Genomic DNA, 25,531 nt, shown 5'->3' with positions numbered 1-25,531 from the left:
CACTATTTAAACAGACTAAATTGGGCATAAAAACTTGTCCCTGCACCAAGGGAACTCTTACACCAAATTTTTCCATTCATCGCATCCACAAACTTTTTCACAACTGACAAGCCCACACCACTACTATGCTCATTACCTGTTGGTTTTGCACTTAATTTTTGATACATCTGAAACAAATGCTTCTGTTCTTTTTCTGAAATACCAGGACCCTCATCTTTAACTTCAATTCTAGCAAATTTTTCATCAGATCTCAGGTTAACATAAATACTTCTTTCTGGAGGCGAAAACTTAATGGCATTAGACATTAAATTCTCCATGACTTGATATAAATACGTTTCCTCGGCTATTGCAAAAACTCCGCTATCAATGCTGCAGTTAATATAGATCTTTTTATCCTTCGCTTGATTTTGAAAATCTGTGCATAATTTGCTTACTAGTTCTGTCAGATTGACTGGCTTTAGTTTTAGATTTGATAAGCCCTTCTCGATTGACTCCACGTCTAATATTTTAGTGATCATATCAGAGAGTCTTCTAGCACTACCATCTATTATTTCATGTGCCGTATCTCTGCTATTCGCAGAGTCCTCTCGAGCCATTTCCACAGCACTGATGATGTTTGAAAGTGGATTTTTAAGGTCATGAGCAACAATCTGAATCAGATCATTTTTTTCATTGTTTAGCGCCTTTAACTCGGTATTTTTCTTATCAATCAACTCATTTTGAGTGCTTACTTGTTGATTGATTTGCTTCAAATAATTCCCTAGTCGTTTCTGCTTACTATATAGTCGAAGAAAAAAAACTGCGAATATTAAAGTAATCACCGCTAGCGCTATCAGAAAATTTGTTTGAAGTGTCTTTTGTTCCAATGCCAATGTTTGGACTGCAAGTCGACTTTTCATCTCTTCATCCCTGATTTTTGCAAGCATACCTTGAATGCTGTTTAAATTATTGATCTTACGAATATTTTCGTCTTTCTTTTGATAGAGTTTTAGATAATGCTGAAGGCTATCAATGCTATTATTTTGAGCAAATAACTCAATCAGATTATTGTAATTATTCAATATGATATCACGCAATTCTAGTTTTTCAGCTAAGACTATACTTCTATGCGCATAATAAAATGAGGAATCTGGATCATTTTCAATCATTAACTGACTTAAATCACTATATATCTCTGAGATGTAGCTGTTATCATCCAACTCCTGAAAAAGTTTCAGCGCTTTAAATAATTGCTTTTTAGCAGGATAAATACTTTTATTTTGCACATACATCTTACCAAGCCCTTGATTAGCGTAGGCTGCATACCGTTTCTCTCCAATGATTTCACTTATATCTAAAATTTTTTCATACAAACTCCTCGCATTTTGGTAGTTGCCTTTAGCCAGTTCAGCCCTTGCAAGGGCATTGAGTATTAGCAGATGTCTTGAAGAATTTAAATTAGTCTGGTTGAGGTCGATTGCATTTCGCGCATAATAGATTGCACTATCATATTCTTGTAGATCATAATAAACTTCTGAAATATTAGCCATGACTATTGGTAAACCAGCGAATTCAGGTATTTCCTTGCCTGTGTTATAAGCCAAATAATAATAACTTAAGGCTTCAACATAGTTTCCAATTGTCTGAGCAGTGACTCCAAGATTGTTAAATGAAGAGGCAACCAACAGTGAGTCACCTAGCTCAATGGCCATTTCCAATGCTTTGGACTTATAATAACGCCCAGAGTCAATCAAGCTCATATAGTTGTAAACTCCTCCTAACAATCGATAGGAGGTAGATAAAGACTTAAGATTCTCATTGGCAATTGAGAGATCAATGGCCATTCGCCCATACTTTAAAGCGGTATCAGGTGCTGACGTCCACGAAGCTTTTATAACATCATGGAGTAGTGGAATATGCTCTTCATTAATGGTTTTAGGCAGATTGGAAAGTAAACTATCCAAATTTTCTGTCTGGCTAAAGCCAATCAACGGAAAGAGTAGACATACTATCCTAAGGTATTGATTCATCCAGAGCACTCACTCCTTACTAATTTAAGGTAAAAGAGGGAGTAAGAGTAATAAGAGATAACTGATCAAGATGATCATTCGACAACCATAAGTGATAAATCAACCATATCATTGATATTTCTCATAATTAATCAAAAGTGTGACTTGTAGCTTCGTTGGAGACGATAGCAAATACAAGCATATGGATTCTAAAATTAATGCCACATTAGAAATTGCGGATAGTCATCTAAATAATGCACAAAATGGACTTTGCAAACCGGAAGAGGATGTTGTTCCTTACAGTGTTTGCAAAAACTCCCACAGCGCTATTATTAATTACTTGAGTGCCTATCTGATGCGCAATGGAAGGGAGATACCCAAGTCACATACGGTAGAAGAGCTTCTATCATTCTGTAGAGAAGTTAACCCCGTATTCGAAGAATTGCACCTCGCTCCATTCTATCATCCAACTGACACAGAAGATGTCTGGATGAATATGGATACTGCTAATGACTTCTTCAAGATGGCTGAGAAAACCAAAGAACTGGTGACAAAAATCACCAATTAAAATTACAACCATGGGTACTAAAAAATCAACTCCTAAATATCCGGGAATACGAGCTGCTTTAGATGGAAACACTGCTGCGATCATGTGTGAGCGTGAATCCTCGGATGCAGCAGGTGCATATCCAATCACTCCCTCCACACAAATGGGAGAATATTGGGCTGAGGCTGCAGCAAGCGGTCACCTCAATATTTCTGACCGACCACTAATCTTCATTGAACCGGAAGGCGAACATGCTGCTGCCGCTGTTACAGCAGGTTTATCTATGACGGGTCAGCGAGCGGCAAATTTTAGTTCGGGTCAAGGGATCGCTTACATGCATGAAAGTTTATATGCTGCTGTAGGAAAACGATTGACCTATGTGCTAAACATTGGTGCACGAGCCATGACCAAATCAACCTTAAATGTTCATGCAGGACATGATGATTATCATGCAGTAGACGATACCGGTTTTTTTCAATTATTTGCCAAAAATGCTCAGCATGTAGCGGACTTAAACATACTAGCGCATAAAATAGCTGAACTCGCACTAACACCCGGAATCGTTGCTCAAGATGGTTTTTTAACCACACATTTAATTGAAAGCTTGAAAATACCAGGGCGTGAATTAATCAAAGAATTTTTGGGTAGACCAGATGATATCATCAAAACGCCTACTCCATCTCAGCAAATGATTTATGGAGATACACGGAGAAGAATCCCGGAAATATGGGATGTTGATAATCCGGTAATGGCTGGAATCGTTCAAAATCAAGACTCTTACATGCAGAGTGTGGCTGCACAACGACCCTTCTTTTTTGACCACATTCAGGAGCTAACAGATCAAGCCTTTAAAGAGTATGCTGAGCTTACCGGTAGAACGTATGAGCGGGTGATGACATATAAGGCAGATGATGCTGATTACCTCATATTAGGACAAGGCAGTGTCATTCCAAGTGCTGAAGTAGTTGCCGATTACCTGAGATCAACACGGAAACTAAAAGTGGGGGTGGTAAATCTGGTCATGTTCAGACCGTTCCCTTCTGACTTACTTTCAAAAATCATTAAAGGGAAAAAAGGAGTAGTTGTACTTGAGCGTTTGGATCAGCCATTAGCAGAAGATCTTCCATTGGCGCGTGAGTTAAGAGCTACGGTTGCTAAGTGTCTTGAAAACGGTCAACATAAAAAAAACCATCCATATCCAGAGATTGAAAGTTATCAGCATAAAGAAGCACCCGCGATTTATTCTGGATCTTTTGGTCTGGGTAGCCGCGATTTACAAGCTGAAGGAATTATCGGGGCGGTAGAAAACATGCTACCTGATGGAAAACACAAAAAGCAGTTTTATCTCTCGATTGATTTCATACGTGAGAATCCATTTACCCCAAAACAGAGGGCACATCAAGAAGAAATTTTGGATGCCTATCCTAAGGTAAAGGAGCTTGCTGTTAGAGGTTCTGAGAATCCGAACCTGATGCCCAAGGGGGCTACAACGGTGCGTTTTCATTCCATTGGAGGATGGGGAGCCATTACCACTGGCAAAAACCTGGCAATGACACTATTTGACTTGCTTGGATATGACATCAAGGCCAATCCTAAATATGGCTCAGAGAAAAAGGGTCAACCCACGACTTATTATCTCTCTGCTGCACCAGAACCTATACGAATCAACTGTGAATACTTTTTCGTAGATGTGGTTTTATCACCTGATCCAAATGTTTTCAAGCACACGAATGCACTGGCAGGCTTGAAAAAAGGTGGCTGCTTTATTATTCAAAGCGATAAAAACAGTCCGGAAGAAGTATGGGAAGAAATTCCTAAACGATATCAAAAAATCATCATCGATGATGACATCCATATTCATTACATCGATGGATTCAAAATAGCGAGAGAGGAAGCAACGGATACTGAATTACAACTCCGAATGCAAGGCATTGCTTTTCAAGGAGCCTTCTTTGCTGCGTCTCCCTTAATGAAAACAGCTGGATTGAATGATAAACAGCTTCTTAAGGCCATAGAAGATCAGCTCCAGCACAAGTTTGGTTCTAAAGGCCAACGGGTAGTAGACGACAATATGAGAGTGGTCAAAAGGGGATTTACGGAGGTAACAGAGATCACCGAAAAAGTTCTGAAACAGGCCGATCACAAGTCAAACGGACAAACGGAGTTACCACTTCCGGTCATGATGAATAACATTCCACAGAGCAAATCCAAGCTGAGTGATATCCATCGTTTCTGGGAGCAAACGGGTAATTTTTATGCCAGAGGAATGGGGAATGATAACATCACCGACCCTTTTATAGGATTGAGTGTGATGCCAGCAGCATCTGCAGTCTTCAGAGATATGACTGGTATCCGTTTTGAGCATCCGGAATGGATACCTAATAATTGTACGGCGTGTGGAAATTGCTATACCATATGTCCGGATACAGCGATTCCGGGACTAGTGAATGAACTTTCGGAAGTTCTGGATACGATTGTAAAAAGAGTTAAAAAAACCAATGGTAAACTACAGGAGCTGCCTAGGGCTGTAAGGAAACTCGAAGGAGAAGTTCGTTCACGTTTCAATGCAACTAAAAATGGTGCCACTGTCAATAATATTATCAAGGACGTCATTGCTCAAACCATTGATTCAAGCGAGGATGATACCCTTAAACAAGAGCTGAGTTGGTTCAAAGATGAGCTGGGGGATTTTCAGTTTGCACTGTCTCGTCCTTACTATGATCTACATGAGAAAAAGACTCCAAATAGTGGTGGACTACTAAGCATCACAGTGAATCCGAATACCTGTAAAGGCTGCATGGAATGTGTCGCCGTTTGTGATGATGATGCTTTAAGACCTGTTATTCAAACGGAAGGATCTATCGCAAAACTGAGGAAGGATTGGGACCTATGGATGGACCTTCCAACCACACCGGAAAAATACAAACGCATTGATGATCTGGAAGAAAAAATAGGCGCACTTGAAACCATTTTGCTCAATAAAGATGCCTACCTCAGTTTTACGAGCGGCGATGGAGCTTGTCTGGGTTGCTCTGAAAAATCAGTCGTCCACTTGTTCATGGCAACAGTAGAATCGTTGATGCAGCCACGCGTTAAAAAACATGTAGCTCACTTAGAGGATTTAATACAAAAGCTTGAAAAGCACATTCAGGATAAGCTTATTGGTACGGTCAATATTGGTGACACGGATGCATTATCCAAAATTTTAAAGGAATCACATGACTCAGACCTGACAATCTCAGGGATCACTAAAAAATTGGAAGCGGAGAAAGGTAGCGAGCCGATTGATCAGGACTGGCTGGAAGATGTCACACAGTTACTTTCCGAGCTTAAACGATTAAAGTGGAAATACACGGAAGGAACGACTGGAAAAGGGCGGACCTCTATGGGTATGACAAACGCGACAGGATGTACCTCCGTATGGGGTAGCACCTACCCATTTAATCCCTATCCTTTCCCATGGGCTAATCACTTATTCCAGGATTCAGCTTCTCTAGCCATGGGCATTTTTGAAGGTCACATGGTTAAAATGGCTGATGGATTCAAAGCCATTCGAAAAGCAGAATTGGAGCTTGAAGGTAATTACCGTCCAAGTGAGCACAATGAGTTCTTTACTTACTTTAACTGGAACCAATTTACAGAAGAGGAATGGCAACTCTGCCCACCAGTGGTTGTGCTGGGTGGTGATGGTGCTATGTATGATATCGGGTTTCAAAACCTGTCCAGAATGATGGCATCCGGAACGCCTATAAAGGTAATTATCGTGGATACGCAGGTTTATTCCAACACAGGAGGTCAAGCATGTACTTCTGGATTCATCGGGCAGGTTTCGGATATGGCGCAATATGGCAAAGTCTGGAAAGGTAAGTCAGAGCCAAGAAAAGAAATTGGATTGATTGCCATGGCGCATCGAAGTACCTACGTCATGCAAGGCACTTTGGCCAACACCAGCCACATGATCGAGGGATTCATTGATGGTCTGATGACAAAGCGACCTGCAGTATTCAACCTATATACTACGTGTCAACCTGAACATGGAGTAGGTGATGATATGGGAATGAATCAGGCAAAACTGGCGGTAGAATCACGGGCCTATCCGGTGTTCAAGTACAACCCGGGTGAGGGGGTCAAAGCGCATGAAGCGTTTGACCTGGCAGGCAATCCTGCCATTGACGACTTGTGGCCCACCTATCAGTTGAGCTACCTGGAAAACGGCATTCAAAAGAAAATGGAAATTCCGATGACCTTTGCTGACTTTGCGATCACAGAGGCACGTTTTAGAAAGCATTTCCGAAATGCACCAAGAGAAACCTGGAATGAACATATGGTTTTGCTCAGCGAGTTTCTTGAAATGAATGATGAAGAACGAGAAGGTAAGTTCCCATTTATCTGGGCTGTTGATAAGAAGCAGCATCTAACCAGGGTGTTAGTAGCTAAACCTATCGTAGAATCCTGCGAAGAGCGTCGCGATTTCTGGATCATGCTTCGTGATCTGGCTCGAGTGGACAAGCAGCCGGACAAGCAGGTTGATCTAGAAAGCAAGATTCGAGCTGAGGTCGTGCAAAAGATGGCACAAAAGCTAATGAAAATAGCCAGTGGAGAAAATGGTGATATCAGCATTGATCTTACGCCATTACCAAGTACTTCAGAAGCAGAGCCAAAAGAGTCCAAACATGAAGAAGCTGTAGAAGGAGAAACCTCTAAGGCTATTACAAGTGATGGGTATATGGCTCCCTGGATCGAAACGGAAGATTGTTCCTCCTGTGATGAATGCATCAATATTAACGCTCAAATATTTGCTTACAATGAAGACAAAAAGGCATACATAAAAGACCCTTCAGCAGGGGCCTATTCAGATATTGTTAAAGCCGCAGAAAAATGCACCACACAGGTCATACATCCAGGATTACCCACTGATAAAAGTGAAAAAGACATTGATAAATGGATAAAAAGAGGAGAAAAATATAACTGAACCAGTGCTAGCATTACAGCGACATACCTTTAAACATGGGGTTCATCCTCCAGAAAACAAGGAGCAGACCAACAAATTACCTATTCGGCAGTTTGCGTTTTCGCCTTTGCTGATCATTCCTGTAATCCAAAATATTGGAAACCCTTCAAAGTTGATTGTAAGAGAGGGGCAAGAGGTAGTAAGAGGTCAGCTGCTGGCAGAGGCCGATGGATATTTATCTGTACCACTACACGCACCTGAGACAGGAAGAATCCGAAAAATCGCAAATGTTCCAACCATCAGCGGTAAAATGGTTCCAGGCATATACCTTGAAGCAGCCCCATCTTCCACACAGGAAGTGATGGAAGGTGAACCGGTAGGACTGGATGCTACCCCTGCAGAAATATTGGTAGGTATTCAAAATGCCGGAATAGTAGGCTTAGGAGGAGCGGCCTTTCCAACACACGCGAAGCTTAAAATTCCAGAAGGCAAACACTGTGATACATTGATTATCAATGGGATAGAGTGTGAGCCCTACCTGACCACAGATCATCGGGTAATGTTGGAACAGCCAGATGACATCTTCTTGGGCATTAGATACTTATTAAAGGCTACCGGAGCAAAGCGTGCAATCATCGGAATTGAGGCCAACAAAAAGGACGCTGCTGAATTCCTTTCAAACTATTTAACTCCTGATTTGCCTATAACCATTGATGTCGTCCCTGTCAAATATCCCCAGGGAGCTGAAAAGATGCTTATTACCTCACTTCTAGGTAAGGAAGTTCCATCCGGTGGCCTTCCAATTGATGTGCATGCAGTGGTTGTGAATGTGGCCACTACTGCAGAAATTGGACGATTACTTCCACATGGTCGGGGAATCCAGGAGCGTGTAATCACAATCACCGGGCCCGGAGTAAAGAAAAAAGGAAACTATCTCATCCCCATCGGAACACCCTTACGGTATGTATTGGAGCAGGTGGGTGTGGAAGAACCCATCAGCGAGGTATATATGGGAGGACCTATGATGGGAGTGGCCGTATCCAACTTGGATATTTCCATTGTAAAAGGAACTTCTGGAATTGTTGTTTTTACAAACAAAGAGGTAACACAATCAGAAAAGATTTATCCATGCATCAAATGTGGAGCGTGCGTGGATGCATGTCCATTATCGCTCAATCCCTCCAAGCTAGGCATCTTGGCCAAGTTTGAAGCTTATGAAAAAATGGCAGCAGAATATAACCTGATGGATTGCTTTGAGTGTGGTTCTTGCTCCTATGTATGCCCGTCGCATATTCCATTGGTACAATATTTCAGACTTTCAAAGTCGATTGTTAGGAAACGAAAAGCAAGCGCATGAAAGCACAAACACTGGATATCAGTACTTCTCCCCATCTAAGTAAAGGTTTAGGCACAGAGACCATCATGTTTCATGTGGTTCTTGCCATGATGCCAATGGTCTTATTCGCTGTGTATTCCTTTGGGTTCAATGCAGCACTGGTGATTCTAACGGCAGTAACCTCCTGTGTACTTACTGAGCATGTGCTATGTAGGCTAACCAATAAAGAATCTACCATTTCCGACTGGTCCGCGGCGATTACAGGTATTCTATTGGGATTGGTTTTACCACCAATCTTCCCATTATGGATGACTTTTTTAGGAGGCGTCATTGCCATAGGCATGGGAAAATTCCTCTTTGGCGGACTGGGGTACAATGTATTTAACCCAGCGCTGGTTGGACGTGCAGTACTACAAGCAGCCTTTCCAGTGGCAATTACTACCTGGTATGGTACTTTACAAGCAGATCGTTTCAGTTCGATAAGTGGCTCAGTTCTTACGTTTCCATTTATGGAACCCGTTGTGGATGGAATGTCGGGGGCCACACCCTTATCGGCTTTTAAGTTTGATGGAATTACAACCGATGCTTCCAACCTGGCCTTTGGTCTGGTCAGTGGCTCGATAGGTGAGACCTCATCTGTGCTTATCCTCTTAGGCGGACTATATCTGGTGATTCGAAAGTTTATGAATTGGCGCATTCCGGTTGCCATTCTTGCAACAGTTTTCGTTTTCAGTGGGGCCTTGTACCTCTCAGACCCGCAGGTATATCCTTCTCCAGTCTTTATGCTGTTCTCCGGCGGGTTGATGTTAGGAGCCGTTTTCATGGCTACAGATATGGTAGCTTCTCCGATCACCTCGTTGGGGGTTGTGCTTTACGGGGTGATAATTGGTACACTGGTGGTAGTCATCCGTATTTGGGGTGGACTACCTGAAGGAGTGATGTACGCGATTTTATTGGGCAATGCAATTTCGCCTCACATTGATCGGCTGATACAGTACAGAGTGTATGGAACTTCAAAAAAATCGATCACATGAGCGAATCCCAAGCCATACCGACAACCAATAGTTTTACCATGCTTCGAGCCATGGTAGGCATAGGCATACTATGCGGAATACTGATTGTCTTCACATATGAAGGCACATTACCCCGAATTGAGCGGTTACGTGCGGAAGCGCTCGAGCAAGCAATCTTTAATGTGGTGCCGGGGATTGAGTCCACCAAAGCTTTTGCATGGGAGGATGGACAGTTTAGTGAAGCAGGTGAGGGTAACACTCAGATCGTTTACGCAGGATATGATACTAACGGAGAATTTAAAGGGGTCGCCATTGAAGCAAGCGGTCAGGGATATGCCGATATCATTCGCATCCTTTATGGATATGATCCAGCTACACAAAAGGTTGTTGGCTTTTACGTTCTTGAGAGTAAAGAAACTCCTGGATTGGGTGATAAAATAGAGAAAGATCAGGTCTTCCTGGAAAACTTTCAAGCACTGGACGTTACTTTAACTAAGACCTCAGAAAAACTTGTATATCAAGTAGTTCTGGTAAAAAAAGGAACAAAATCGGAACCATGGCAAGTCGATGGAATAACAGGAGCTACCATTTCTTCCCGAGCAATTGGTAACATCATTGGTGAAAGCACAACCATCTGGGTGCCACGGATCTATCAGCATCAGCAATATTTTCAAAATGAAGTCAATGAGTAATGTTGTGACAAATACCGAGTCAAAATCTACAGATGAGTTCATCAAAGGGCTATGGAAGGATAACCCGGTGTTTGTTCAAGTTCTTGGAATGTGCCCGGTATTAGCTGTATCCAACACTGCTGAAAATGCCCTGGCCATGGGCATAGCCACCGCATTCGTTCTACTCATGTCCAACTCATTGGTTTCATTACTCAGGAATTTCATTCCCAAGGAGGTGCGAATTGCTTCTTATATCTTAATCATTGCCACTTTTGTTACCATTACTGATTACACCATTCAGGCCATCAGTGTAGATCTACATAAGAGTCTGGGAGCATTCATTTCATTGATAGTAGTCAACTGCCTGATTTTAAGTCGAGCAGAAGCCTTTGCTTCTAAAAATACCTTAGGGAAGTCTGTCATGGACGCTCTGGGAATGGGCTTAGGTTTTCTGTTTGCTCTATTTTGTCTAGGTGCAGTACGGGAAGTACTTGGAAGTGGAACACTCTTTGGTTTCTCGCTATTTCCCGATGGCTTTCAGGAGTGGGTCGTGATGATCTTACCGGCTGGCGGGTTTTTTACACTGGCAGCATGGCTACTCATTTTTAACCTTATTAAAGAAAGAAAGGAGGCATCCAAATGAATCAGGAATCATTGGGACAAATTTTCATCAGTGCGAGCCTCGTAAACAATTTCGTTCTGGCATACTTTCTGGGCATCTGTCCATTTCTGGGAGTATCAGGTAAGCTTGGCACAGCAACTAAAATGGGAGGTGCAGTGATGTTTGTGATGTTGATCAGTTCCATGTGTGCTTATGCGATACATGCATTACTGGTAGCGATTGATGCAGAGTTTTTGCAACTGATCAGCTACATCGTAGTGATCGCCTCTACAGTTCAATTGGTAGAGATGTTCATCAAAAAAATGAGTCCAACGCTCTTCAGATCGTTAGGTATTTTCTTACCATTAATCACGACGAACTGTGCAATTCTAGGATTAGCACTTTTTCAGACCAATAAGGGATATGATTTTGTTCAAAGCATTTTGTATGCGTTAGGAGCAGGTGCTGGATTTACATTGGCTTTGGTGCTTATTGCAGGCTTTAGAGAGCAGTTGGAATTTGCAGAAGTACCAAAGGTGATTAAAGGTACAGTTTTGACCTTGATCATCGCAGGAATTTTGTCTTTGACATTTATGGGTTTTTCAGGATTAGGTACACAATAGCGTAGAAAATAATGGAAAATTATTTGATCGGAATCGCAATAATAACAAGCATCATGGTAGCATGGATTGCTGTTCAGCGATTGTGGAGTCTTGTCTTTTCCGATGAAATAACAGATCCTGATGTACTGGCCGGAAGGTCGGATTGTGGGAGTTGCGGATGTAAAACTCCTTGTTCAACAAAGCAATTACAAACGAATAAAAAAATTAACTGATGGCACATTTATCTGATTATGATACTAAAAATCAATTCTTTGCAGAAGTAAAGAAGAACAAAAGACTCACTCCAGCAGACGCTGAAGAAGTTCGCGAACTTATTCTGGAGGTGAAAGACCCTTCTTTCACCTGCAAAGTGGATCAAAGTTTCGGTGTGCTGATAGACCATAAAGATGAGTTTGGAAACAAGCAACATCATCGGTTATACAGTGTGGCTGACCTTCCATCAAAAAGCAAAGGCAAAACTAAGATCACCATGCTGGTAAAGAGGATCACATTTGTGGATGAGTTTAGTGGTGAAAAGCAAGAGGGAGTTGCTTCTCATTATCTCTGCGATCGAAAGGTTGGAGACCAGATCACCATTACAGGACCTTATGATATTGCTTTCGATGTGCCGGAAGAAAAAGATGCCAATATCATTTTGATTGGAATGGGTACAGGAATAGCACCGTTCAGAGCATTCATTAAGCATATTTATAAAGATGTTAAAGACTTCCATGGGAGAATACTGCTCTTTTATGGAGCAAAAAGTGGACTCGAACTACTTTATCTAAACGATAAAGACGGAGATCTGACCAACTACTATGATGAAGAAACTTTTGAAGCAGTACATGCTTTCAGTCCACGACCATTGTGGAATGATCCGGTTGTATTAGATCAAGCCATTGAGGATCGTGCCGATGAAATTGTGGACATGCTTTCAATGCTTAACACTTACATATATGTAGCTGGATATGAGAAGGTTAAGGAAGTGCTGGAAAAAACGCTGATAGACATCATGGGCTCAGAAGAAAAGTGGAAGAAGCGTAAAGCAGAATTAGTAGCTGGCAACAAGTGGGCTGAAATTATTTACTAGATGTCAATCCTTATAGCCATAGCAGCACTGGGAGGCCTGACCCTTATTCTGGCAATCATGTTAGTGGTAGCCAATAGGAAACTGTATGTCTATGAGGATCCACGCATAGATGTGGTGGAAGAAATGCTCCCGGCAGCAAATTGCGGGGCGTGTGGTTATCCGGGTTGTCGACCGTTTGCTGAATCTCTGGTGGAAGGGGAAAGCTTGCCAGCAAAGTGTACCGTTAGTTCGGAGGAAGGAAAAGAAGCCATCGCTACTTACCTTGGCGTAGGCTTGGGTTCTCAAGAAAAGCAAGTTGCCAGACTTGCCTGTGCAGGAGGAACCAATGTTGCTCGGAATAAAGCAAATTATGAGGGCCTTGAAACGTGCAGAGCTGCTTCATTGGTTTCGGGTGGGGGCAAGGGATGTTTTTGGGGATGTCTGGGCTTTGGTGACTGTGAGGTTGTTTGTGATTTTGATGCCATTCACATGGACGAACATGGGCTGCCAGTGGTAGATATAGAAAAATGTACCGCCTGTGGTGATTGCGTTGAGATATGCCCGAAAGATTTGTTTTCCATTCAACCAGTGAGCAATCAATTGTGGGTGGCCTGCAAAAACCTGGAGTCTGGCGATGATATAATTGAAGAGTGTCAGGTTGCATGCACGGCCTGTGGAAAGTGTGCCATGGATGCTCCCGGCGATCTGATAGTCATGGAAAATAACCTTCCTAAGGTCAATTACTCGTTAAGTCAGCAACTCAAAGAACCCATTGAAAGATGTCCCACAGGTGCCATTATCTGGTGGGATCAAAAGCTAGGGGCTATTAAAGGACGCGAAAGCAAAACCATAGTGCGAAAAGGCACCAGAGAACTGGGTTCATCATAAGCTAGTCGCCATGATTGATAATTTCCGGATTATGCGTTCGTGGGTGATACAACTCTCATTATATGCTGATATTTATCACAGATTAAGTCCTTCATAGCTACTTACTTAGCTCAACAGCATTGAATGTTTATGAGCAGCTCCACAAAAGAAATCATTCCAGGAACCACTTCAATAACCTCACTTAAAGAAGCGATCGTTGAAATCGTTAGTGACTCTGGAGAAGGTGCGCAGAAGTGCGGCCAAAGTTTAGGGGCGATCTCAGCTAAAATGGGCAATGGGGTGTGGACGGTAGAGATTATACCGGCTGAAATTCAACCCCCGGCACGGTCCAGAGCAGGTGCTTCTGGTATTCGTGTAAGAATGGGGCAGGAGAAAGTCACCAATATGGGTGATCAGGCTGACTTGGTAGTAGCCTTGAATGAGCAGGTCCTGTTCGGACGAATTGACCAAAATGCTTACAAAGGAGGCACACACGTCCTGATTGAAAACAAGTGGGCCAATCATGCATCTCCAGACATAGTAACCGCATACTCAGAAGCGCTGGATAAATTCCAATCACTCGGTTATATCATTCATGAAATCCCAATGGAGGAAGAATGCCTGAAAGTAGTAAGCGATGCAAGAAAAGGAAAGAATATGTGGGTCTTAGGACTCCTTTGCAATATTTATGATCGCGACATGAAGCTGGCAGAGGATCAGATCAGGTCAATATTCAGAAAAAAGAACAATGAAATAATTCAGAACAACCTGGACCTCCTACATGCAGGCTACCAATGGGCTCAACTTAACCTGGATTTACATTATTGTATCACTCCGAAACCGAGCAGTGATGACATGGTGGTAATGAATGGCAATGAGGCGATTAGTTTGGGTGTAATGGCGGCTGGCATAGATGTCTGTTCCATGTATCCGATTACTCCTGCAACCTCCGCTACTCACGCGATGGCTGAAACGATGCAGTCTGCAGGAGGAGTCATTCACCAGGCCGAGGATGAATTGGCAGCAATTGGATTTGCCATAGGAGCCTCTTATGCCGGAAAAACGGCTGTCACAATCACATCTGGACCTGGTATTGCTTTAAAAACTGAATTTATTGGCCTGGCTATAATGGCTGAAGTGCCTTTAGTTATCATAGACATCCAACGCGGTGGACCATCTACGGGCTTACCTACGAAAGTAGAACAAGGAGACCTGCTGTCTGTGCTTTATGGCACACCTGGCGATGCTCCAAAAATCATCATTGCTCCCGCTACAATCGAGGAGTGTTTTCATTACGTCATACTGGCTAGAAAACTGGCCGAATCATTTCGATCGCCAGTTTTCGTATTATCTGATGCCAACCTAGCCACAGGTGTACAACCATTTAAGCGCCCCGAGCTGAAAGAAGAATGGTTTGCCTCACCCATTGATCAAAGTAAATGGCAAGAAGGCGTAAGGCCTTATGAATGGGATGCAAATACAGGTATAAGTGAGCGACCCATCCCCGGTCAAAAAGGAGGCGTATACACACTAACAGGACTTGCGCATGATGAAGAGAGTCATGTAGCTTATGATCCATCCATTAATCAGCGAGCAGCGGAGAACAGAAGCAGAAAAATCGCAGCATTACATGAAACCTTAAAGCCACCTCAGGTATTCGGTGATCCTGAAGGTGACCTATTGCTGGTAGGATGGGGTTCTACCAAAGGCGCCATAGAAGAGGCAGTTGAGCGGGCAAGGGCACAGGGTGCATCTGTTAGTAGCGTCCATCTTCATTTCTTAAGTCCCTTAGAACCAGGATTGAAAGAAATCTTTCAAAAATTCAAGAAAGTGATGACGGTAGAAATCAATTACAGTGACACGGTAGGTAAACCATACATCACTGAAGAAAACAGGAGGTACGCTCAACTTGCCTGGTATCTGCGTGCCCAAACATTGGTTGACATAGACTGCTTTAGCAATGTCTACGGCCAGCCTATGAGTCCATACAGGATATTGAAGATGATGGAAGAAAATCTTAAAATGAAATTAATCGAATAATCATGATAGCTGTAAACCCTGAAGCATGTGATTTAGTATTACCAGATGCACAGTTTAGTATCGAGGACTACACGAGTAGTCAGGCGCGTTGGTGCTCTGGCTGTGGCGCCCATACGATACTTACCTCAGTCAAGAAATTGTGTGCAGAAGAACAGCTTGAGCCTGAAAAGACTGTATTTGTCTCCGGAATTGGCTGTAGTAGTCGTTTTCCACATTATATGAATACTTATGGGTTCCATGGACTGCATGGGCGTGCTTTTCCAGTGGCCTGTGGAGTGAAGTTTCGAAGACCGGACTTGCATGTATTTGTAATCACCGGCGATGGCGATTGCTGCTCCATTGGAGCTGGACATTGGGTGCATGCCATTCGTTACAATATGAAAATGGTAGCCTTATTGTTTGATAATGCGATCTATGGGTTAACGAAGAAGCAGACATCACCAACCAGTCCTCTTGGCACCAGCTCTAATACCCATCCGGACGGGTCCTTCCTTCCTCCAATTAATCCGATTCAAGCCACTCTGGGTCTTCCCAATGTATCTTTCGTGGCACAAACTGCCGATTGGAAACCAGCACACTTACATGCAACCATTAGAAAGGCTTATGAGCATCCGGGATTAGCATTCGTGCGAATCATTCAAAGATGCCCCATTTGGATGAAGGATAGCTATGAGCCAACGGTGAAAGATCCGGAAGCCATCACTCTTCTCAACCATGAAAATGGTATCGTCTTGGATGAGCATCAACTTAGCAAGTTCAGACATATCCAAACGCATGATCCTGGTGACATTGTGGCTGCCAGGGAAGTAGCACAGATTGTACAGGATACCGTTCCAATAGGTCTTTTTTATCAGAACAAAGATGCTTACCGATTCGATCAGTACGGAGCACATAACCTGGATACCTCGACTGAGGATCGAATAAATGTAATTAATCACTTAATGGATCGCTATGCAATCTGAAATAAAAGAAGAAAAGTCATCTCCATTAAATCGGAAAGACGTACCTCCAGCGAATGAAGATGATCAACAGAAGTTTTGGAAAGAACTTCGCCACTTCTATCGGACAGGAGAGAAGCCAGACAATTCTTCCATTAATGGCCTATCATCTATATTTTGTGATAAGCTAGCGATCCAATCAAATCCTTATCCCATATCCTTTGAAAAAGAGAAAATAGATTTTTCATCATTCACAACGAATCACATTATTGATACATATCTATCTGTATATCAATCTAATATAATCAGTCAATTCAAGTATAAATTAAAAACCGTTATTACCTCACTCTCTAGAATACTGGATATCGAAACAGCAGATGCATCTTCCTCAGAGGGGTACGATTTTGCCTCTGAAATTATTGCGTTTGATAAGTTATCCAAGTTGGTACCTAAACACAGTGGTCCAGCCTTATCAGCGAGTCGTAAAAATCGGCTGCAGGAGGTGTTAGACCTTCTAAATGATGGATTGCATCAATATCAAACAGCACAAGCTGTACTGCTGACTACTCCAAAATATGGGGATCAGCAAGGATTCAAGCGGTTTCAGCAGATTAATGTAAAGGAAAATACGGCAGTAAAGGAGACTAAGAAACTGCTAGAAAAGCAGTTGACAACCTTCGTTGAGCTAATGAAAGCCTTTAGAATTGCTTCACTAGAAGTTGAGGATGATTATGATGAAAAAATACATGATGATTATTTCACTCATTTCACCTGGTATCGTCTTTCAAATGTAGAAAAGGTCATTTTCAGGCCCATTATTTTACAAATCGATCATCAGCTGATCATGCAACAACTCGATGATTTATCTGAGCTCCTAAGTACTAACTGGCCCATCAAATTACTGGTGATGAATCACCTATTGGTATCAGAACCTGTAGCTACTATCAGTTGGGAAGAGGCTTCTCATAGATACCGACCAGAGCTGGCAGCACTAACTGTAGCCCATCGTAATGTTGCCACCTATCAACTGACAACAACAGACCCAGGAGCACTTATTGAAACCATTCAGAATTGGATTCAAATGACTCAGCCTGCCATGATGCATCTTTTAGTTCCTAATGATGAGAATGAGTTTATAAATGTGAAAGCAGCGGTCTATGGAAGGTATTTTCCAACAATGACCTACAACTTGTCAGGAGAGCAATCTGCACCATCCAAGTGGAAGATTGATCAGAATCCTGATCCAGTTAAAAAATGGCCACTCATAACCTTTGAAATAGCGGTAAACGATAAAATTATACAACAGCCAATTGCGTTTACTTATGCAGACTATAAAGCCTTTTTTAATTCAAAATTGAATGAGCTAATGTTGGTACCACCAGCATATGATAGTGACTATTTAGTATCGCTCTCCTCATATATGGAGCTTTCACAGGAGGAACTTATTGGTAAAATCCCATATATCTGGTTAGTGGATGAGGGGCATAATCTTCACCGTGCAGCTGTTCCTAATGTGTGGGTCGTATCATGCCAGGAACGGCTAGATAACTGGAATTTTCTACAGGAAATGGCTGGAAGTTCTTCTACGGTGGTTCTTAAATCTGATGATCAGGTAGAACCTGAAATTAGTGAAGACCAACTCAAAGTGATAAAGGAAGAGGCTACACGAACAGCCGCCACTCGTTTGATTAATGAGTTGCTAAGCGAAGCTTAAATCCCTATTTAAGATACTTAAAAAGGGAGGCATAAACCTCCCTTGATTCAATATGCGCTTGTTTGCTAATTGATTTCCTCCATTATTCGTTCACTGGTTGTTAATCGTGCCTGGGCAGCAGCGAGTCTCGCTACTGGAACGCGATAAGGAGAACAAGAAACATAATTGAGTCCTTGCTGATAGCAAAATTCAACACTGGAAGGGTCTCCACCATGTTCACCACAGATACCCACTTTCAGCTTCTTATTTACTTTTCGACCACTTTCAGTAGCCATGGCTACCAAGCTTCCGACACCTTCCCGGTCCAGTGTTTGGAATGGGTCATCCATAAGAATTCCCTCTTTTAGGTATACCTCAAGAAACTTACCCGCATCATCCCGGCTGTAGCCATAAGTCAGCTGAGTTAGGTCGTTAGTGCCGAAAGAAAAGAATTCTGCTTCCTCAGCTATTTTTCCAGCGATAAGTGCTGCACGTGGAATTTCTATCATTGTACCCACTTTATATTCGATGGTTTCTTTCATCTCATCGAACACCTCTTGGGCAGTATGGTCAATCAGCTCGTGCTGATGGATAAACTCTTCTGATGTACCCACCAAAGGAATCATCAACTCAGGATATACCTGAAAACCTTCTCTCTTGAGTTCAATTGCAGCCTCCATGATGGCTCGTGTTTGCATTTCTGTAATTTCCGGATAGGTGATACCCAGCCTACAACCTCTATGACCAAGCATGGGGTTATACTCTTTTAGAGAACGTATTTTTTGGTTCAATGCTTGGGTACTGATTCCTAATTCCTGAGCAACCATTCGGATTTCTTCAGGTTCGGAAGGTAGAAATTCATGCAATGGCGGATCCAACAATCGAATGGTAACTGGAAGGCCCTCCATGGCCTCCAAAATACCCTTAAAATCTGCCCTTTGGTAGGGAAGCAAATTTTCCAGGGCTGCTTTTCTATCCCATTCATTATCCGCAATAATCATTTTACGCATGGCGTTTATTCGACCTTCACCAAAAAACATGTGCTCTGTGCGACAAAGCCCAATTCCTTCCGCCCCAAATTCCCTTGCTTGTATAGCATCCTCTGGTGTGTCAGCATTTGTTCGAACCTTCATATCGATGCATTCATTTACCCAGTCCATGAAACTGTAATAGTTTCTATCCATGACCGGGTTAACGACAGATTTCTTGCCATTAATGATCAAACCTTTCGCTCCGTCCATCGAAATCCAATCACCTTTTTTGACCACTAAATCACCAGAAGTAAATGATTGACTAGAATAATTGATAACAATGTCTTCACAGCCAGCTACACATGGTTTACCCCAACCTCTGGCTACCACTGCTGCATGAGAGGTCATACCGCCGCGAGAAGTGATAATACCTTCTGCTGCAGCCATTCCGCCCACATCTTCCGGACTTGTCTCAATTCGGACAAGTATCACAGGCTTACCTTCTAAATGAGCAAGCTCAGCATCTTCGGAGTTAAACACAACCTGACCTACAGCTGCACCAGGGGAGGCTGGAAGTCCATGCCCAATCAAGTCGACCTTATCAATTTCGGACTGACTCAATTGTGGGTGTAGTAATTGATCTATATGCGTCGGCTCTACGAGCTTCTTAACCGCTTCTTTATGAGAAATTAATCCCTCACTGACGAGATCAACTGCAACTTTCACTGCAGCGGCACCTGTCCGCTTGCCACTGCGGGTCTGCAAAATGTAAAGTTTACCTTGCTGGATGGTAAATTCGATATCCTGCACATCCTGATAATGCCTTTCCAGTTGATTCGTCAACCGCAAAAGCTCATCGTAGCTGAGAGGCATCAGGTCTTTTAGCTCTTCGATATTTCGTGGAGTACGAATACCCGCTACCACGTCTTCACCTTGAGCATTTATTAAAAATTCTCCAAACAATTCTTTTTCTCCGGTGGATGGATTTCTTGTAAAGCAGACACCAGTGGCGCAATCAGTTCCCATGTTTCCATAGACCATGGCCTGAACGTTAACTGCTGTTCCTAAAAGACCGGTAATTCGATTGATTTTACGGTAGGTTCTTGCCCGCTTACTACTCCATGAACCAAAGACCGCATTGATCGCAAAATGGAGTTGTTCCCAGGGATCTTGTGGAAACATAAAGCCGGTTTCTTTACGATAAACCGCTTTATATCGATCTATTAATTCATATAAGTCCTCTACAGTGAAGTCCGTGTCTTCTTTGATCCCACGTTGATCTTTCAGCTGCTGCAATACTTGTTCGAATAGGTCATGAGAAACACCCATCACCACATCTCCAAACATATCGATAAACCTGCGGTAGCAATCAAAGGCAAACCGCGGGTTCTCTGTCATCTCTGCCAGGCCCTTAACCGATTGATCGTTTAGTCCAAGATCCAACACCGTGTCCATCATCCCGGGCATAGAGATTGCGGCACCAGAACGAACAGATACTAAAAGTGGTTTTTGTGGATCACCAAAATTGAGATCCATTAAGTCTTCAAGAAAAAAAATGCTTTTTCTAAGCTCTTCTTCAACTCCTTTCGGCCAACGATTTTCATTTTCATTGTAATACTTACAAACCTCCGTAGAGATTGTAAACCCGGGTGGAATAGGTAATCCGATGTTACTCATTTCAGCAAGATTTGCTCCTTTGCCACCCAACAGTTCTTTCATTGATTTATCACCATCGGCGTGACCTCCGCCAAAGGTGAAAACGTATTTTGAAGTCTTCATTATGATGTGGGTTTGATTGGCAGAGAATAAAAAAAGAAACCACCATCTTTCCTATGATGATTATCATACCTGAGGCTGTGATTAATTAGATAACCAACATTTAAATCATCAAATAATGAAGGACTTTAAGAAAATAAAATTTCGATGCGGGAAATAGACTATTTACTCAATCGATTGGCAATATGCTCAATGATATAGTCATTACTATCAAAATAAAATATGATATCCTGGGTACCACCTGAGTTGATCAATTTGTAACCCATCACATTATTGCTAATAGCAGATGTAAATCCACTACCAAGCTTTGTGTTGATCGATTCGGTACCCATTTGCATCATGACGTCTTGAGGAATCGCTTTATTTAATGGTAGTTTTTCTAGTCTCCACTGATTCTGATTTCGTGAGAAGATTTTAAACTTTTGAATGTCACCCATTACGGCACCTGGCTGAGGGTAGAGCAGAATTACACGAACATAATCACCTTCAAAGGTAAACTCTAGTCCATAATCAGGATAGAATAGAGAAGTTAGGGTAATACTTTTTTCTGTAATCTGAGAAACCAGGGATGTTTTGCCTAGTCGAGCTTCAACATCCGCTAGCTTGTCTCCAATCTTTAATCCATTAAAATAACAAACACCATCTTTGACCTCAATATTATAGGTGTTTCCAGTAACAGTTGGTTCAAATTGTGCATTTGCAAAGCTTCCGCAAAGCAGAAATAGGATAGCTGATAGAATATTTTTCATGATTGATAAAATAGGTAGGTTAGGATCTTTCTACTAAAATAATAGCTATCGGATTAAAAAGGTAACTTCAGTAGCTAAAGAGAGGCATTGATTATGATTTTATGGTGAGTAACAATTGTTACATTTAATCAAGCAAGTTTCAAGTAGTTTTAAGATTTAACACCAAGATTTTGAGTTCCAGCAGACGAGAATTTATCAAAAAAAGTGCCTTGACAACCATTTCAGGCTTAATAGGAGCACCTATTGTCTTCGGTAAGTGGATGCCCAAAGACTACATACCTGTTATATTCGATCAGGAAGATTTCCATGCAAAATTTGATAAAGATCCTGGATTGGTTGTGCTAAATGACAAGCCATGGAATGCTGAAGCTCAGGCACATATATTGGATGATAAAGTAACACCAGCTTCTCGGATGTTTGTAAGAAACAATGGCCTTATTCCGCAAAATATTGATGTGAATGAGTGGACGCTTAAAATAGATGGTGAATCTGCTGAATCAACCAAAACATATTCATTGGATGATTTAAAAAAATTCCCCAAGTATACCTATCAGCTGACTCTTGAATGTGGCGGGAATGGTCGGAGCGAGTTCAATCCACCTGCCAAAGGAAACCAGTGGACTATTGGGGCAGTTTCATGCGCTAGCTGGACAGGTGTCCGTCTGAAAGACATTCTGCAAAATGTAGGTGTAAAGGAGGATGCTGTCTATGTAGGATACTATGGAAAAGATACCCATCTCAGTGGTGATCCAAATAAGGATCCCATTTCAAGAGGAATTCCGATCTCAAAGGCAATGATGGAAGAAACGCTCATCGCCTATCAAATGAATGGAGAGGACATTCCATTGATCCATGGATATCCTTTAAGATTAGTGGTCGGTGGCTGGCCAGCTTCAGCTTCAGGTAAATGGATTCATCGATTAAGTATCAGGAATAAAGTGCATGATGGGGCCAAAATGGAAGGAAGTTCGTACCGGGTACCGTGCGAGTCGGTTGCTCCCGGAGAAAAGGTGGAAGATGAAAACATGTGCATCATCGAATCCATGCCGGTTAAATCGCTGATCACTTACCCAAAAACAGGAGCAATTGTAAAGTCACCAACGCTGGACATTCGGGGGCATGCATGGGCAGGGGAGATGTCAGTGACCAACGCTCATTATTCCATTGATTTTGGAGCTACCTGGCAACCCTGTGAGCTTGAAAAACCAGTAAACCGACTGGCGTGGCAACATTGGAAGGGAACTGTTTCTTTTCCAAAGAAAGGATATTATGAAGTCTGGGTTAGAGCAACAGATTCCAGTGGTCAGCAGCAGCCCATGGTTATTCCTGGATGGAATCCGAAGGGATATTTAAACAATGCATGCCACAGAATTGCAGTTAAAGTAGTTTGAACCAGTGGATAACAGGCAGTATATATCGATCTTAAAAAGGGTAGTAGGTGTACTAAATGCAGTCATATTTTCATTGCTAATAATTTTTGGGATGGTTTTGTATATGGGGTATGATTATCTGTATACCAATAATGTTCAGCAGGTTACAGTGAAAACCTCATCAGAATTCGAAATAGAAAATGGTGTTCATGTTCAAACAGGTTTATTAGATGGTGAAGGATTGGAACAAGTCGTCATCAATTGCACTTCTTGCCATTCTTCTAAACTAATTACACAGAATCGCATGACCAAGGCAGGCTGGACAGCTACCATTAAGTGGATGCAGGAAACGCAGAATTTATGGGACCTAGGAGGAAATGAAGACCTGATTGTGAATTACCTGGCTAAATATTATGCTCCGGAGGAGAAAGGGAGAAGGGCGCAACTTACAAATATTGAATGGTATGAATTGGATTAAGTTTTCAATATCAGTTAGCCTGTTGCTTTGCCTGATTTCCTGTACGGAAAAGGATCAGCAGACGTCTGATAATAAAATAGAAGAATCCCAATCAAAGTACCTGATCGAGGCAGAGGATTTGCTATCAATCATTGATCAAGACAGCATTGTTCTACTCGATTTGCAACGGCCTGAAGACTTCCAAAAAGGCCACTTGCCATATGCCATAAATATCTGGCGCTCAGAACTTAATAATGCATCATTTAAATATGATGGTATGTTACCGGAGAAAGATTTCTTAGAAAATATATTAGGAAAAAAAGGCATAACGGATGATTCTCATTTGGTTCTTTACGACAATCGGGGATCATGTGAAGCCACTCGACTATGGTGGGTGCTAAAACAGTACGGATATGACCGGATGGCCATTCTGAATGGGGGAACACAAGCTTGGCAGCAACTTGATAGTCTGACTAAGATTGTTACCAAACGAACACCTGGTGATTTCAGGTTTCCTGAGGGGACAACAACACAAACTTCCGATAACATATTGATGGAAAAACTCTCAGAATTGATCAATCAGGAGTCACTTCTTGTACTGGATACACGCTCCAAAGATGAATATGAAGGATTAAGCCTGAAAAAAGGAGCATTGTGGGCAGGTAAAATTCCCGGTAGTATACATATTGATTGGATGGAGGCGGTGGATCAATCCAATTACAGATTTAAAGAAATTTCAGAATTGCAAAATATTTACAAAGAAGTGCTAAATAATGAACGTTTAGCTATTACATATTGTCATTCAGGTGTTCGATCTACACATACTTTTTTTGTGTTAACAGAATTATTAGGAAGGGAAAATGTTAAGAATTATGATGGTTCATGGGTAGAATGGACCCATCATTTGCAGCCAGATTTAGTTAATTAGGAAAACAAGCCATGGAAGAGTACATCAACATCATTGTAGAAAGCTATCAGGGGTATGCCAACTACCTGTGGAACGAAATCAAAAATCCCAGTTGGCACAATTACTTTTATTGGCTGATAGGGGTTTCAGGCTTTTTTTACGCCCTGGAACTTGTACGACCATGGCGGGAGAATCAGCCAAGGTTCCGGAAAGACTTCTGGCTGGACTTTTTCTATATGTTTTTCAACTTCTTTTTGTTTTCTCTAATAATCTACAACGCCGCGTCCAATGTCGTTGTGAATTTTTTCAATGAACTGCTAGCGGCTGTAGGAATTACGAATTTGCTTGCCTTTGAGGTGATGAGCTGGCCCATGTGGTCACACTTGCTGATAGGTTTTGTCGTCCGTGATTTCGTGCAGTGGTGGACGCACAGATTACTCCATAGGTTCGATTTTTTGTGGGAATTTCATAAGGTGCATCACTCGGTAGAGCAAATGGGCTTTGCAGCACATCTAAGGTATCATTGGATGGAGAATGTGGTGTATCGAACCATTGAATACATTCCTTTAGCACTGATAGGTATTGGATTGAGAGATTTCTTCATTATTCACATCTTCACACTTGCAGTCGGTCATTTCAATCACAGCAACTTCAAGTTGAATCTAGGACCGCTTAAATACATCTTCAATAACCCTCAGATGCACATCTGGCATCATTCTTACCATTTACCTAAAGAAAGAAGGTATGGGGTCAATTTTGGGCTAACACTAAGCATCTGGGACTATCTATTTAAAACCAATTACATCCCTCATGATGGTAAAGATATCAAGCTGGGTTTTCCGGGTGTGGAAGAATTTCCTAAAGGTTTTGCAGATCAGAATTTACACGGTTTTGCTAAAAAGAAATCAGGATAGGCTAGTAAAGACCTAGTGATCCTTAACTTGCAGGTATGACACTCACCATTCTTTTATTGGCAGGCCTCATT

General features: G+C 42.0%; 20 protein-coding genes. 17 read left to right on the top strand and 3 right to left on the bottom strand.

Annotated features, from left to right (window positions below; translation table 11 throughout):
- Nucleotides 1-2 precede the first annotated feature (2 nt).
- Entirely contained in the window at nt 3-2,009 is a 2,007-nt protein-coding gene (locus ACOMC3_RS08110) for a tetratricopeptide repeat-containing sensor histidine kinase (RefSeq protein WP_420319035.1), read from the bottom strand.
- 181 nt (nt 2,010-2,190) lie between these two features.
- Here ACOMC3_RS08110 and ACOMC3_RS08105 point away from each other — a divergent pair, with 181 nt between their 5' ends.
- The 13 genes from ACOMC3_RS08105 to ACOMC3_RS08045 all read left to right on the top strand — a co-directional run bounded on the left by ACOMC3_RS08105 (nt 2,191) and on the right by ACOMC3_RS08045 (nt 18,337).
- Nucleotides 2,191-2,556 (top strand): HEPN domain-containing protein, encoded by a 366-nt coding sequence (locus ACOMC3_RS08105; protein ID WP_420319034.1) that lies wholly within the window; start codon nt 2,191-2,193, stop codon nt 2,554-2,556.
- A gap of 10 nt (nt 2,557-2,566) precedes the next feature.
- Nucleotides 2,567-7,507 (top strand): 2-oxoacid:acceptor oxidoreductase family protein, encoded by a 4,941-nt coding sequence (locus ACOMC3_RS08100; protein ID WP_420319033.1) that lies wholly within the window; start codon nt 2,567-2,569, stop codon nt 7,505-7,507.
- Between the two features lie 4 nt (nt 7,508-7,511).
- Nucleotides 7,512-8,843 carry an electron transport complex subunit RsxC gene (gene rsxC / locus ACOMC3_RS08095; RefSeq protein WP_420319032.1) on the top strand — a complete coding sequence of 444 codons (1,332 nt, stop codon included), beginning with the start codon at nt 7,512-7,514 and terminating at the stop codon, nt 8,841-8,843.
- On the top strand, nt 8,840-9,856 hold the full coding sequence (locus ACOMC3_RS08090; RefSeq protein ID WP_420319031.1) for an RnfABCDGE type electron transport complex subunit D: 1,017 nt from the start codon (nt 8,840-8,842) through the stop codon (nt 9,854-9,856). The genes rsxC and ACOMC3_RS08090 overlap by 4 nt, the downstream gene beginning before the upstream one ends.
- On the top strand, nt 9,853-10,527 hold the full coding sequence (locus tag ACOMC3_RS08085; RefSeq protein ID WP_420319030.1) for an FMN-binding protein: 675 nt from the start codon (nt 9,853-9,855) through the stop codon (nt 10,525-10,527). The genes ACOMC3_RS08090 and ACOMC3_RS08085 overlap by 4 nt, the downstream gene beginning before the upstream one ends.
- Nucleotides 10,520-11,149, top strand: a complete 630-nt coding sequence (rsxE, locus tag ACOMC3_RS08080; protein WP_420319029.1) for an electron transport complex subunit RsxE — start codon at nt 10,520-10,522, stop codon at nt 11,147-11,149. The genes ACOMC3_RS08085 and rsxE overlap by 8 nt, the downstream gene beginning before the upstream one ends.
- Entirely contained in the window at nt 11,146-11,730 is a 585-nt protein-coding gene (locus ACOMC3_RS08075) for an electron transport complex protein RnfA (protein WP_420319028.1), read from the top strand. The genes rsxE and ACOMC3_RS08075 overlap by 4 nt, the downstream gene beginning before the upstream one ends.
- An 11-nt stretch (nt 11,731-11,741) precedes the next feature.
- A complete protein-coding gene (locus tag ACOMC3_RS08070; protein ID WP_420319027.1) occupies nt 11,742-11,942 on the top strand; it encodes a hypothetical protein in 201 nt (66 codons plus the stop codon).
- Nucleotides 11,942-12,799, top strand: coding sequence for a ferredoxin-NADP reductase (locus tag ACOMC3_RS08065; RefSeq protein WP_420319026.1), 858 nt, complete (start codon nt 11,942-11,944; stop codon nt 12,797-12,799). Before ACOMC3_RS08070 ends, ACOMC3_RS08065 begins: the two co-directional genes overlap by 1 nt.
- Nucleotides 12,800-13,666, top strand: a complete 867-nt coding sequence (locus tag ACOMC3_RS08060) for an RnfABCDGE type electron transport complex subunit B (protein ID WP_420319025.1) — start codon at nt 12,800-12,802, stop codon at nt 13,664-13,666. It begins immediately after the preceding gene.
- Between the two features lie 129 nt (nt 13,667-13,795).
- Complete coding sequence (locus ACOMC3_RS08055; protein ID WP_420319024.1) at nt 13,796-15,685, top strand: 2-oxoacid:acceptor oxidoreductase subunit alpha; 1,890 nt, start codon at nt 13,796-13,798, stop codon at nt 15,683-15,685.
- A gap of 2 nt (nt 15,686-15,687) precedes the next feature.
- The gene (locus ACOMC3_RS08050; protein WP_420319023.1) at nt 15,688-16,647 is read left to right on the top strand and encodes a thiamine pyrophosphate-dependent enzyme; all 960 of its coding nucleotides are present in this window, start codon (nt 15,688-15,690) and stop codon (nt 16,645-16,647) included.
- Nucleotides 16,637-18,337, top strand: coding sequence for a hypothetical protein (locus tag ACOMC3_RS08045; protein ID WP_420319022.1), 1,701 nt, complete (start codon nt 16,637-16,639; stop codon nt 18,335-18,337). Before ACOMC3_RS08050 ends, ACOMC3_RS08045 begins: the two co-directional genes overlap by 11 nt.
- Nucleotides 18,338-18,402: 65 nt before the next feature.
- On the opposite strand, the gene ppdK is transcribed toward ACOMC3_RS08045, so the two are convergent.
- Together ppdK and ACOMC3_RS08035 are read right to left on the bottom strand one after the other, a co-directional pair.
- The gene (gene ppdK, locus ACOMC3_RS08040; protein WP_420319021.1) at nt 18,403-21,066 is read right to left on the bottom strand and encodes a pyruvate, phosphate dikinase; all 2,664 of its coding nucleotides are present in this window, start codon (nt 21,064-21,066) and stop codon (nt 18,403-18,405) included.
- A 158-nt stretch (nt 21,067-21,224) separates the two neighbouring features.
- Nucleotides 21,225-21,812: a hypothetical protein gene (locus ACOMC3_RS08035; protein WP_420319020.1), complete on the bottom strand. Its 588-nt coding sequence runs from the start codon at nt 21,810-21,812 to the stop codon at nt 21,225-21,227.
- 209 nt (nt 21,813-22,021) lie between these two features.
- Between ACOMC3_RS08035 and ACOMC3_RS08030 the strand changes: the two genes are divergently transcribed.
- Genes ACOMC3_RS08030 through ACOMC3_RS08015 form a run of 4 tightly spaced genes read left to right on the top strand, consistent with a single transcriptional unit; the run spans nt 22,022 to nt 25,460 of the window.
- Nucleotides 22,022-23,203 carry a sulfite oxidase gene (locus ACOMC3_RS08030; RefSeq protein WP_420319019.1) on the top strand — a complete coding sequence of 394 codons (1,182 nt, stop codon included), beginning with the start codon at nt 22,022-22,024 and terminating at the stop codon, nt 23,201-23,203.
- Between the two features lie 4 nt (nt 23,204-23,207).
- Nucleotides 23,208-23,660, top strand: a complete 453-nt coding sequence (locus ACOMC3_RS08025) for a cytochrome C (RefSeq protein ID WP_420319018.1) — start codon at nt 23,208-23,210, stop codon at nt 23,658-23,660.
- A complete protein-coding gene (locus tag ACOMC3_RS08020; RefSeq protein ID WP_420319017.1) occupies nt 23,647-24,567 on the top strand; it encodes a sulfurtransferase in 921 nt (306 codons plus the stop codon). Before ACOMC3_RS08025 ends, ACOMC3_RS08020 begins: the two co-directional genes overlap by 14 nt.
- An 11-nt stretch (nt 24,568-24,578) precedes the next feature.
- Nucleotides 24,579-25,460: a sterol desaturase family protein gene (locus ACOMC3_RS08015; protein WP_420319016.1), complete on the top strand. Its 882-nt coding sequence runs from the start codon at nt 24,579-24,581 to the stop codon at nt 25,458-25,460.
- The last annotated feature ends 71 nt before the right edge of the window (nt 25,461-25,531 follow it).

The sequence above is a fragment of the Ekhidna sp. genome, assembly GCF_965212185.1.
Taxonomy (GTDB): domain Bacteria; phylum Bacteroidota; class Bacteroidia; order Cytophagales; family Cyclobacteriaceae; genus Ekhidna.
This window is presented reverse-complemented; position numbering and strand designations above follow the sequence as displayed.

Excerpts from the sequence above, each read along its gene's own strand:
- ACOMC3_RS08055 (WP_420319024.1), top strand. The coding sequence starts at position 13,796 with ATGAGCAGCTCCACAAAAGAAATCATTCCAGGAACCACTTCAATAACC.
- ACOMC3_RS08050 (WP_420319023.1), top strand. The coding sequence starts at position 15,688 with ATGATAGCTGTAAACCCTGAAGCATGTGATTTAGTATTACCAGATGCA.
- rsxE (WP_420319029.1), top strand. The coding sequence starts at position 10,520 with ATGAGTAATGTTGTGACAAATACCGAGTCAAAATCTACAGATGAGTTC.
- ACOMC3_RS08105 (WP_420319034.1), top strand. The coding sequence starts at position 2,191 with ATGGATTCTAAAATTAATGCCACATTAGAAATTGCGGATAGTCATCTA.
- ACOMC3_RS08110 (WP_420319035.1), bottom strand. The coding sequence starts at position 2,009 with ATGAATCAATACCTTAGGATAGTATGTCTACTCTTTCCGTTGATTGGC.
- ACOMC3_RS08070 (WP_420319027.1), top strand. The coding sequence starts at position 11,742 with ATGGAAAATTATTTGATCGGAATCGCAATAATAACAAGCATCATGGTA.
- ACOMC3_RS08015 (WP_420319016.1), top strand. The coding sequence starts at position 24,579 with ATGGAAGAGTACATCAACATCATTGTAGAAAGCTATCAGGGGTATGCC.
- ACOMC3_RS08035 (WP_420319020.1), bottom strand. The coding sequence starts at position 21,812 with ATGAAAAATATTCTATCAGCTATCCTATTTCTGCTTTGCGGAAGCTTT.
- ppdK (WP_420319021.1), bottom strand. The coding sequence starts at position 21,066 with ATGAAGACTTCAAAATACGTTTTCACCTTTGGCGGAGGTCACGCCGAT.
- ACOMC3_RS08045 (WP_420319022.1), top strand. The coding sequence starts at position 16,637 with ATGCAATCTGAAATAAAAGAAGAAAAGTCATCTCCATTAAATCGGAAA.
- ACOMC3_RS08065 (WP_420319026.1), top strand. The coding sequence starts at position 11,942 with ATGGCACATTTATCTGATTATGATACTAAAAATCAATTCTTTGCAGAA.
- ACOMC3_RS08085 (WP_420319030.1), top strand. The coding sequence starts at position 9,853 with ATGAGCGAATCCCAAGCCATACCGACAACCAATAGTTTTACCATGCTT.
- ACOMC3_RS08100 (WP_420319033.1), top strand. The coding sequence starts at position 2,567 with ATGGGTACTAAAAAATCAACTCCTAAATATCCGGGAATACGAGCTGCT.
- ACOMC3_RS08020 (WP_420319017.1), top strand. The coding sequence starts at position 23,647 with ATGAATTGGATTAAGTTTTCAATATCAGTTAGCCTGTTGCTTTGCCTG.
- ACOMC3_RS08075 (WP_420319028.1), top strand. The coding sequence starts at position 11,146 with ATGAATCAGGAATCATTGGGACAAATTTTCATCAGTGCGAGCCTCGTA.
- ACOMC3_RS08090 (WP_420319031.1), top strand. The coding sequence starts at position 8,840 with ATGAAAGCACAAACACTGGATATCAGTACTTCTCCCCATCTAAGTAAA.
- ACOMC3_RS08060 (WP_420319025.1), top strand. The coding sequence starts at position 12,800 with ATGTCAATCCTTATAGCCATAGCAGCACTGGGAGGCCTGACCCTTATT.